The sequence below is a fragment of the Mesorhizobium sp. LSJC280B00 genome, from assembly GCF_000502835.1.
Taxonomy (GTDB): Bacteria; Pseudomonadota; Alphaproteobacteria; order Rhizobiales; family Rhizobiaceae; genus Mesorhizobium.
Window position 1 is genome coordinate 105,306 of record NZ_AYVL01000018.1, and the last position, 10,285, is coordinate 115,590.

At 63.7% G+C, this 10,285-nt stretch carries 7 protein-coding genes and 1 pseudogene; 1 reads left to right on the forward strand and 7 read right to left on the reverse strand.

Annotation, left to right across the window (positions count from 1 at the left end; genetic code table 11):
• Nucleotides 1-15 precede the first annotated feature (15 nt).
• Nucleotides 16-810 (forward strand): inositol monophosphatase family protein, encoded by a 795-nt coding sequence (locus X773_RS63080; protein WP_023678563.1) that lies wholly within the window; start codon nt 16-18, stop codon nt 808-810.
• On the opposite strand, the gene X773_RS63085 is transcribed toward X773_RS63080, so the two are convergent.
• The 7 genes and pseudogenes from X773_RS63085 to X773_RS63115 all read right to left on the reverse strand — a co-directional run.
• Complete coding sequence (locus X773_RS63085; RefSeq protein ID WP_031212153.1) at nt 800-1,876, reverse strand: ABC transporter ATP-binding protein; 1,077 nt, start codon at nt 1,874-1,876, stop codon at nt 800-802. The two genes, X773_RS63080 and X773_RS63085, sit on opposite strands and share 11 nt — an antisense overlap.
• Nucleotides 1,876-4,164: an iron ABC transporter permease gene (locus tag X773_RS63090; RefSeq protein WP_023678565.1), complete on the reverse strand. Its 2,289-nt coding sequence runs from the start codon at nt 4,162-4,164 to the stop codon at nt 1,876-1,878. Before X773_RS63090 ends, X773_RS63085 begins: the two co-directional genes overlap by 1 nt.
• A gap of 3 nt (nt 4,165-4,167) precedes the next feature.
• Entirely contained in the window at nt 4,168-5,196 is a 1,029-nt protein-coding gene (locus tag X773_RS63095; protein ID WP_023678566.1) for an ABC transporter substrate-binding protein, read from the reverse strand.
• A gap of 181 nt (nt 5,197-5,377) precedes the next feature.
• Nucleotides 5,378-7,909: an NAD-dependent epimerase/dehydratase family protein gene (locus X773_RS63100; RefSeq protein WP_023678567.1), complete on the reverse strand. Its 2,532-nt coding sequence runs from the start codon at nt 7,907-7,909 to the stop codon at nt 5,378-5,380.
• Between the two features lie 190 nt (nt 7,910-8,099).
• Nucleotides 8,100-8,987 carry an arginase family protein gene (locus X773_RS63105; protein ID WP_198023590.1) on the reverse strand — a complete coding sequence of 296 codons (888 nt, stop codon included), beginning with the start codon at nt 8,985-8,987 and terminating at the stop codon, nt 8,100-8,102.
• Nucleotides 8,988-9,363: 376 nt separating this feature from the next.
• The gene (locus X773_RS63110) at nt 9,364-9,864 is read right to left on the reverse strand and encodes a DUF6496 domain-containing protein (protein WP_023678569.1); all 501 of its coding nucleotides are present in this window, start codon (nt 9,862-9,864) and stop codon (nt 9,364-9,366) included.
• Nucleotides 9,865-9,986: 122 nt separating this feature from the next.
• A pseudogene (locus X773_RS63115) lies at nt 9,987-10,285 on the reverse strand (alpha/beta hydrolase); the annotation flags it as partial.

Here is a 10,285-nt window from a genome sequence, read left to right on the forward strand (position 1 = left end):
CATCCCAAGGATCTCATGACAGCCGACACAGCAACGCGCGAACAGTTCGCCATCGATCTCGCGCGGCGCGCCGGCGCGCTCGGCCTGAAGTATTTTCGCGACCTCGACAGCCTCGCCATCGAGAGCAAAGGTCATCAGGACATGGTCTCGCAGGCTGACCGCGAGGTCGAGCTGTTCATCCGTGCGGCAATGAAAGCCGCCTACCCGACCGATGGAATTGTCGGCGAGGAGCATGCCTCGGTCACCGGATCGAGCGGGCATGTCTGGGTGATAGATCCGATCGACGGCACCGCGAACTTCGTGCGGGGCATTCCGGCCTGGTGCGTGGTCATCGCCTGCGCCAAGGACGGCGACACTGTCGTGGGTGTCATCCACGAGCCCTCTACCGGCGAAACGTTCCATTGCCGCAAGGGCGGCGGCGCTTTTCTCAACGGCAAGCCGATCAGGGCAAGCGCGGCCACCAGCCTGACCGACGGCTCGTTGGGCACCGGCTTTTCCAACCGCGCCGAAATGCAAAACGTCGCAACGCTCATCGGCTTGCTGTTTTCAAAAGGCGGCGTGTTTTTCCGTAACGCATCCGGCGCGTTGATGCTCGCCTATGCGGCCGCCGGCAGGCTGCTCGGCTATGTCGAAGAGCATATGAACGCCTGGGACTGCCTGGCAGGCATGCTGCTGGTGGAAGAAGCCGGCGGCACGATCGTCAAGCCCGACCCAAAGACGGTGCTGGAAAACGGCGCGCTGGTGATTTGCGCCGGCAGCGGTGTGTTCGCCCAGGTTCGCCAACTCTGCGTGCAATCCTTCAAGCTTTGATCAGAACCGGTCCGCGCTCCGGAAAGCCGATGCCGACGCTGTCGCCTGCCTGAAACGGCGCATCGATGTTGTGCGATATTGCAAACACCTGGCCGTGCGGTGTGCCGATGATCAGTTCGAGATGGCTGCCGACATAGGTGACCTTTTCGAGCCTGCCGGCGATCGTCCGCGGCCTGCCGGCAGGCCCGATCTCGATGCGGCTCGGACGGACCGCCAGCTTCGCCGGGCCGACCAGCTGGCCTCGCGCCGGCAGTTTCAAGGCCAGCGAACCCAGCCGGACGGCAGCTTCATCACCTTCTACCGAAACCACCTCGCAATCGAGGATATTGGCTTCGCCGATGAAGTCGGCGACGAAAGCGTTGGCCGGTGCGTCGTAGAGTTCGCGTGGCGTGCCGTCCTGTGCGATCACCGCTTTGTTCATGACGATGATACGATCCGAAACCGCCAGCGCTTCTTCCTGGTCATGCGTAACATAGACCACCGTCAGTCCTAGCTTGGTCTGGATTTCCCTGATTTCCTCGCGCACGTGCCGGCGCAGCTTGGCGTCGAGATTTGACAGCGGCTCGTCGAACAGCAGCACTTGCGGTTCGAGCACCAGCGCGCGTGCCACCGCCACGCGCTGCTGCTGGCCGCCAGACAGTTCGCTGGGCAGGCGCGCCTCGAGACCGGTTAGGCCGACCAATTCCAGCCCGGCATGGGCGCGCGATGCGGCCTCCTTCTTGTCATGGCCGGAGAAACGCAAGCCATAGGAGACGTTCTCCATCACCGTCATGTGCGGAAACAGTGCATAGGACTGGAAAACCATGGACACGTCGCGGTCGGTGGCGGGCAGGCGGGTGACATCTTTGCCGCCTATCAGAATGCGGCCGCTGGACGGCATTTCAAGGCCGGCGATCATGCGCAGCGTCGTCGTCTTGCCGCAGCCGGAGGGCCCGAGAAGCGTCACCAGCTTGCCGGCTTCGATCGCAAGCGAGATGTCGTCGACCGCCGGCATGCTGGCGCCCGGATATGTCTTGGTGACATGGTCGAAGGTTACCGAGGCGGCGTTGCTGCGAATTTCGGCCATCACCCGGCTCCTGCTATTGTGGTCGGGCCGCCGGCCGTTCCGGGCAGGCTGACATTGGTGCGCACGCTCCAGCCGCCGTCGCCCTGCTGGATGCCGCGCCGGCCGATATTGCGGCTGCCGACAAGCAGCTGCATCAAGCCAATTACCATCAGCATGACGACGATCAGCACCGTCGAATAGGCGATGGCGATGCCGTATTCATTGTTCTCGACACGTCCAACGATGTAGCTGGTCGAGAGATCGTAGCGCGCGCTGACCAGAAAGATGACGGCGCTGATCGCGGTCATGGCGCGCACGAAGGAATAGACGAGCGCCGCCAGCATTGCCGATCTCAGCAAAGGCAGGATGACGCGCCTGAAGGTCTGCCACGAGTTGGCGCCAAGCGTCAGTGAGGATTCATCCAGGCTACGGTCGATCTGCGACATCGAGGCGACGCCGGCGCGCACGCCCACCGGCATGTTGCGGAAGATGAACGACAGTACGAGGATGATGCCGGTCCCGGTCAGCTCGATCGGCGGCACGTTGAAGGCAATAATGTAGCTGACGCCGATGACGGTTCCCGGAATCGCGAACGAGAGCATGGTCGCAAATTCGAAGGCGTTCTTGCCGCGGAAATTCTGGCGGACCAGAAGATAGGCGGTCAGAAGCCCGATCCCGGCCGTCAGAGGCGCCGATATCAGCGTGATCTCCATGGTCGTCCAGAAGGAGCTCCATGCCGAGCCCGACCAGTGGATGCCGAATTCGTTCCAGCCGACGGAGAACGCCTTCCGGTAGTGCTCCAGTGTCAGGCTCTGGTCGACCCCCCACAGCTTGACGAAGCTGCCATAGAAGATCACCGTGTAGACCAGTACGGTGAATGCCGTCCACAGTCCGGCGATGACATAGAGCGCGTATGTCAGCCCGGCAGGCAAGCGCGGATGGACGCCGGCGTCGCCCTTGCCGGTGACGGTGGTGTAAGAGCGCCTGCCGATCCAGAAGCGCTGCGCATAAAAGGCGCCGAGCGTGAAGGCCAGCAGCACCAGCGCCAGGATCGCGGCAAGTGCCGCATCGTTCTGCGCGCCGACAATGGCAAAGAAGATTTCTGTCGACAGCACGTCGTAATTGCCGCTCAGCACCAGCGGATTGCCGAAATCGGCCATGCTCTCGATGAAGCCGAGCAGAAAGGCGTTGGCAAGGCCCGGCCGCATCAGCGGCAGGGATACGGTCCAAAAGGTCTGCCAGCGGCTGGCTCGGAGCGTCTGGGAGGCCTCTTCCATGGACGGGCTGACGCCTTCGACGACGCCCATCAGCACCAGGAAGGCGATCGGCGTGAAGGCAAGAACCTGGGCAATGAGCAGGCCGGGAAGTCCATATACCCAGCGTGTCGGCTGGAGGCCGAAGGCGCCGGCGACGCTTTGAGTCACCGCGCCCGACAGTCCGAACAACAGGATGATGGCAAGGCCGATGACGAAAGCCGGCGTGATGATCGGCAACACGGTCAGGGCGCGCAGCAGCTTGCCGTGGCGGAAACCGGTACGGGTCACGACCAGCGCGAACACCAGCCCCAGAAACATGGTCAGCAGGCCGACGAGCACGGCCAGCAGCAGCGAATTCCAGGCCACGCCGCAGCGGCTGCCGCCGGCAAGACAAGCCAGGCTCCACAGCCGCGAACTGAACAGCTTGGCCAGGAACGCGACAGGCGAGTAGCCGCCGTCGTCGGTCTGCATGGCATTGGCCAGCATCATCAGGATCGGCATGAAGATGAAAATGGCAACCATGGCGACGACAAAGCCGATCGAGCCGACGACGAAGACGTCGCCAGAGACGGCGCCGCGCGCGGCAACACCCAGGGTGAAAAGGAACAGAAAGGCACCGCTGACCAGCAAGGCGCCGTAGCCCATGCCGAATTGGCGGTCGCCAAGTTCGCCGAACAGGCTGGTGAGCCAGCCGAACTGCCAACCGCGCAGCCCGATGGCGAAGCCCTGGAACAACAGCCAGCCAAATCCGGCGGCGCTGACAATGATCAGCAGCCGGCTGAAAACCGGATCGGATTTGGTGCGGCCCCACAGAAGCAGCGGCACCACCAGCAGCAGGCCGAGCGGCGCCAGCCACAGTTTCTCGCCCTTGAGGGCCAGAACCAGTGCCGGCGCGAATTCGCTGTCGGACGGGTAACCGTCGAACAGCCAGGAAAAGCCGAAGAACCCGTCCTCGATGCCGTACCAGGGCAGCACGGCAAACCCCAGCCATCCGACCGCCATCCAAAGGACGGCGACCGGTTCAATCGGCCAGCGGGTTTCGCGGAAGCGCATCTGCTATTGCGGCAGCGATGCGACCTCCTCGTCCCATTTTTTCAGCAGCCGCTTCCGCTCTTCGCTCGAGCCGTACTTCTTGAAGTCGTAGTCGATCAGCTTGATGGTGGAGAGGTCGGGCGCCTTGTCGGAGGTTTTTGCCGCCTTGTTCGACGGAACCTGGAACGACCCCGCCTTTTGCGCCATGGACTGGACGTCGGCCTCGAGCGCCCAGTCGTAGAATTTTTTCGCAGCCTCCAGGTTCCGCGCCCCCTTGATGATCGATTCCGAGCCGATCTCGTAGCCGGTTCCCTCGCAAGGGGTGACCGGAACGATCGGGAAACCTGCGACGACCTGCGACACGGCGTCGTGGATGAAGACGATGCCGATGGTGGTCTCGCCGAGACCGGCGGCCTTGATCGGCGCCGAACCCGACTTGGTGTACTGGTTGACGTTCTTGTGCAGGGCTTTCATGTATTCGAAACCCTTGTCCTCACCAAACAGCTGAACGATGGTCGCCAGCATATTGTATGCGGTCCCCGAGGAATTGGGGTTGGCGACCTGGATGTGCCCCTTGTATTCGGGCTTGATCAGATCGGCCCAGCATTTCGGTTCGGGCAGATTGTTCTTGGCCAGCAAATCCTTGTTGTAGCCGAAGCCCAGCGCACCCGAATAGATGCCGACCGTGCGGTAGCCGGACGTTTCCGCCTGCTTGATCGCCCAGGGCTGCAACTGGTTGAGCAGCGGCGATTTGTATTCCACTGTCAGGCCCTCCTCGGATGCCTGCAGATGCGGATCGCCGGTGCCGCCCCACCAGATGTCTGCCTTTGGGTTGGCGGCCTCGGCGCGCAATTGCGCATAGATTTCGCCAGCGCTCTTGCGGGTCATATTGACGGTGATGCCGGTCTTCTCCTCGAACGCCCGCGCCGTCTGCTGGCACCAGACCTCGTCAACGCCGCAATACATGGTCAGGCTTTCGGCGGACGCCGATGACGACGCGGCCCACATACCGGCGGCGAGGATGCCGGCGCCGAGAATTGCCCTTTTTATCATGTTGAAATTCCTCCCTAAGTTATTTGCCGACTTATGAAACCCAGATACGCGGAAAATTCAAGTTGGAAGGGTACGGCCGCCTTTGCGCCTTTCGCCGACTTCCCGCTCGATATGTTCGACAGGTTGATGCGGATCAATCTTTGCAGTCACCTGGCCGATCGTCCAGCGCTGCTGAACATCCTCAGACGATGGCCCGGTCCCAGCCGCCATAATGCGCAGCGCTGCGCGTGCCGCGCGGCAGGCTGAGCCCGACCAGGAGGGCTCCGATCGCCAGATTGGCGAGGCTCGCGGCCGCACCGCCGGCGAGGATGAACGGAGAGAGGGCAATCCAGGCTCCAAGCGCGATGTTCAGAAAGCGGACGGCGCGCGCCACCTCGGCCATCGCGGTAACGGCTACCATGATGACCAGGCAGCCGATGACATGGTCGCTGAAGTAGAGCGGCGGGCTTGTGCCGAAGCTGAGCGGCGTGATCATCAGCAGGGCGCCGGCGAGCGTGCTGGCGACAAGGGTCCACGGGAAGTTCACACCGCCGGTGACGAAGTCCAGCGCCACTGCCGACAGCGGCCGGTCGAGGTCGGGCGTCGGCGTCTGGTCTTCCGAAAGTGCCGCTCCTCCGCACCAGAATGTGCGCCAGAACGGCTCTCCCGCCTGTTTGGCACGCCAAAGATACTGGCAGCTCGCCAGCACCTCGTCGACCGAATAGGGGATGAGCACGACGGTGACGGCAGCCTGGACGATGCAGAGCGTGCACAGCGCCCCGATGAGCGGTGGCTGGATGATGATGAAGCCGACGCTGACCACGCCGAGCGGGACGACCAGCAAGCCGAACAAAAGCACCATCCATGGCATGGTGCGCCAGCGGCGGCGGTCGCCGATCGCGCCGGCGAGGATATCCAGCGCATAGGCGAAGGCGCCCAGCCCGGCATCGGCGATCGGAAAGCCCTTGGAGACCCAGGAGGTGACCACCGCCTCGCTGCCATTGCCGGCCGGCGTTTCGCCCGGGCCGAAGAACGGTTCCCAAAGGCCATCGATATGGCCAAGCTGATAGGCGGCGAGATAACGCGAGACGAACAGGCCGACAAAGGCGAGGCCGATTATGGGAATGCGCTGGGTGAAGAGGGAGGGCGAATAGCTCCAGCCGAGCGGGCGGTCGTCATCGGCGGCAAGGGCACGCCGGCTGATACCCGGCGTCGGCGGGATCATCACCGCGAACGCGACGATCAGCATGCCGGCCAACGTGTCGGTCGCGTAGGCTCCGGCGCTGGTGGTCCAGAACAGCAGCGGCGCGAACATCACCCAAACCCCGATCGAGGCGGTGAGCCATTGCAGCCCGTGCCAGCGCCGGCGCATGCCGACAAGCGCCAGCGACAGGATGGCGAGGCCGGATACAATCTCACTGATGCCGAGCCTGCCGTCGCGCGTCTCCGGCGAGGCGATCTCATGTCCGAGCGCCGGCGGAATCGGTGCTGAAGCGGGATCGAACAGGCCGAGCGTGAAGGGCGACGCCACGAGCCACAGCCCGACCGCAACGTTGGTCAGCGGCGCCCAGAGCGTTGCGGCCCGGTGGCGTTCGGTTTCGGCCTCGACCTCGTCGTCCGAGCGCTCGAGCGGGCGCTGCAGCCGTTCGGCGGCCTGGTCGAGCTCGGGCGCGGAAGCGGCGACCGCCGACGGTTCAAGCTTGTTCTTCTTGTACCAGTCGGTAGGATCCGCCTTCAGCCGCCGGATCAATTCCGGCAATGTAGCGGTCAGGCTGTGCCGCGGCTTCCAGCCAAGCAGGCGCCTGGCGCGGGAGATGTCGATCTCGTAGTGATCGTCGGCGTTCTCGATCATCCATGGCTTGATGTCGGTCTCCTGGTCGAAAACCTTCTCCTGCATCCAGGCGCCGAGCTTCGTCACCTCTTTCGGCAGGGACAGGGTCCGCCAGGTCTCGCCGTGCAGGAGCTGCCCGATCTGCTTCTGCATCTCGTCGTAGGACGGCGTCTCTTCTTCGCCGATCAGCAGTACGGTCTCGTCGGGAAGCGCGCTGCGCCGGTCGACGGTGCGCACCACGGCGTCGACGAGATCGTCCAGATGCAGGTAGGGCTGGCCGGTGGTGATGTCGCCGGTGAAAAGATAGGCGGTCGGCATGCGCTCGAAAATGCGGGCGATCTGCTGGGCGATGAAGGCCGCGTGACAATCCTCGTCATAGACGCCCGCCAGTCGCAGGATCGCAACCTTGACGTTGCCGTGCTCTTTCAGGATCAGCGTCTCGGTCTCAGCCTTCGATCTCGGATAGGCCCAGGCCGGATCGATCGGAGACTCTTCGTCGATCCTGGCGCCCTTTGCCGGGCTCGCCGCATGCACCAACAACGTGCTCGAAAACACGAACTGCTCCGTCTCGAGCCCTCTCAGCGCGTTCAGCAGCCGGCGCGTTCCCTCGACGGTCACCGCGCCGTATTTCGGATTATCCTCGCCGGTCGTGTCGTAATAGGCCGCAAGATGGATCACCGAGGCAACGCGGCCGCCGCTCCGCTCGCGCACCTCGGCCAGTGCCTTCGCCACGCTCGCGTCCGAGGTAAGGTCGATCTCGATCGTCTCGACGCCGGGCAAGGATCGTCTGGCAACATCAAGGCCGATGATGTCGTAGCGCTCCATCAAGCCGCGAGCGATGGCTTGGCCCAGAAACCCGCTGCTGCCTGTGATCAGGACGGTGGGACGGGTTTTGCCGGTCATGGCGAATCTCCTTGGCGATAGCCGGGTAGAAGAGGCCGAATGCTTCGGTCGCACACTCGGAACCATGTTCGTTGAGAACGGTTCCCGATGAGGTAGCACCACAGAATGGGTGCGCGCGGCGATCCGTCAGACCGACGGCCATTCGTGCCGGCGGATTGCGTTCGTGCACAAGTGCAGGACTCCCATTGGTCTACCGGCCGCGAAGGGAAGCGACCAGAATGTCGATCAGCAGCTTGCCGCAGCGACGATCCGGATCGCGGTCGGGATCATAGATCGTCACCTCCATCCCAATCACGCGTGGATCGTTGCACCATGTGCGAAGGGCTTCGACAGCTTCGTCGGGCAAGACACCGCCGGCCTCCGGCGAATCGACAGCCGACATGATCTCGCTGTCCAGCACGTCGACATCGAAGTGAACGAATACACCCTCGACGTCCTGCCCTGCGACCGCGTCAAGCGCTATCCGTGCCGCATCGGCGATGCCGCGCCGCCGCACTTCTGCCAAATCCATCCGGTGAACATCGGTGTCGAAGATGGCCTTGGACGTGTAAGTCGCGGGGTCCTGCACATCGCGATAGCCAAACGCGACTACGTCGGCCTCACGGACCAAAGGAGTGTGCTCGCCGAAATCGGTCAGGAGCGTCGGGCCATGACCGGTTACGAAGGCCAAATCCATGCCCGCGGCTCCCTTTGATGGCGAGGTAACCGGCAATTTGAAATCGGTGTGCCCATCGAAGAAGATAAGGCCGTAGCGGCCACGACGCCGTAGCGCGAGCGCAGGGCCAAGCAACACACTGCAATCGCCGCCGAGCATGAGCAGGAACCCTCCCGAGTTCAGCTCCTCGTCGACCGCTTCGGCAAGCGTCTTGGAATACTGGCGCAGGGCCTGGGCATTGCGCACGCCCGTCGCAGGATCCACCTCAGGCCGATAAAGCGGAGCCCGAACCGAGCGCAACGGACCGGCGCCCAAACGGTCGGCGAGACCAAGCGATTGAAGTGCCTCCGGCGCCTTCCACACGCCGGGCTCCGGCCCACCCTCCTGCGGCATCAGCCCAAGATTAGAGGGCGCGCCGAGCAAAGCGATGTGTCTCGTCTGAGTGGTGGCTCGCGGCATTGTCGTGCTGGCAGCTGAGGTCATGATCAGAGTTCTCCGCGTTATGGGCGATACGCATCATGCTCAAGAAACAGGCTGCGCTTTCCTGACCGGTCTCCCGCTGCCCTTGCCGCCGAGTACCTCCGGTCGGTGTCACGCGTCAGGCAGCATCGCGAGCGACGAGTATTGCTCGTTCAGCGCCACCGTGTCGTCAGCGGTGATTTCGAAGTCGATGTTGTCCCGCAGATGCAGGCTCTGGTTCGCCTTGGGCAGCGGCGTTGTCCCGCGCTGCCGGGGCAGAGCTCGATACCGGTCGTTTGGGCCATATCGGATTTCCAGGAGGCGAACTGCCGTCTTTGGATTATGCGTGGTGTGCGCGCGTTCTGGCGGCCTTCTGCGCCGCCGCCTTCCTTCCGCTGGCGCCTTTCGTCTCGGCGGCCTTCTTGGCGGCGGCCGAGCGCTCCTCAGCCGTCCGGCGCGAGGCCGCACGCTTGGCCTGCTGCGCCAGCGCCTCGTGCGACGCCGTGCTCTTCGGCTCGTGCTCGAGCACCTTGGAGACGGCTTTCGAGACCCGCGGGCGGCGTTTCGGCGTGCGTTCACCCTGGCCGGCCTCATAGGCGTATTCGGCGCTTTTGCGCGTGCTCTCCTTCACCTTGCCCTTTTTGGGCGGGGGCAGGTCTACGCCTGCGCGTCTCGCCTCGGAAAGCCCGATGGCGATGGCCTGCTGGGTCGAGCGCGCGCCGTGCTCGCCGCGGCGGATTTTATCGATCTCCTCGTGCACGAACTCGCCGGCCTGTGTGCTCGGCGATTTGCCCTCGCGCTTGTCCTTTCGGGCCTTCTCGATGGTTTTCTTGTCTGGCATTGTCTTTCTCCCACATACGGGTTGCGACAGCCATTCGGGTTGCAGCTGCGCGCGGTCTTATGAGGATCATAACGCGTTGAGGACGCAAATGATCCCGGCACTGGTGATCCAAGCCCCAGCCGTCAGGACGTTGACGCCGATCTGTCCGAAACCAGATGGCGCAAGAACCATCGGCTCGCCAGACCCGCGACTTCGTCCAGGGCGCCAGGCTCCTCGAACAGATGTGTCGCGCCAGGGACGATGGCGAGCTCCTTCTCGCTGCGGAGCGCCGCCAGCGCCGAGCGGTTGAGTGCGATCACTTGCGTGTCCGCGCCTCCGACGACGAGCAAGGTCGGCGCCCGGACGCGCGGCAGGGCGTGCGCTGCAAGATCGGGCCGGCCACCACGCGAAACTACGGCCGCGGCCTGGTCGGGCCGCTCGG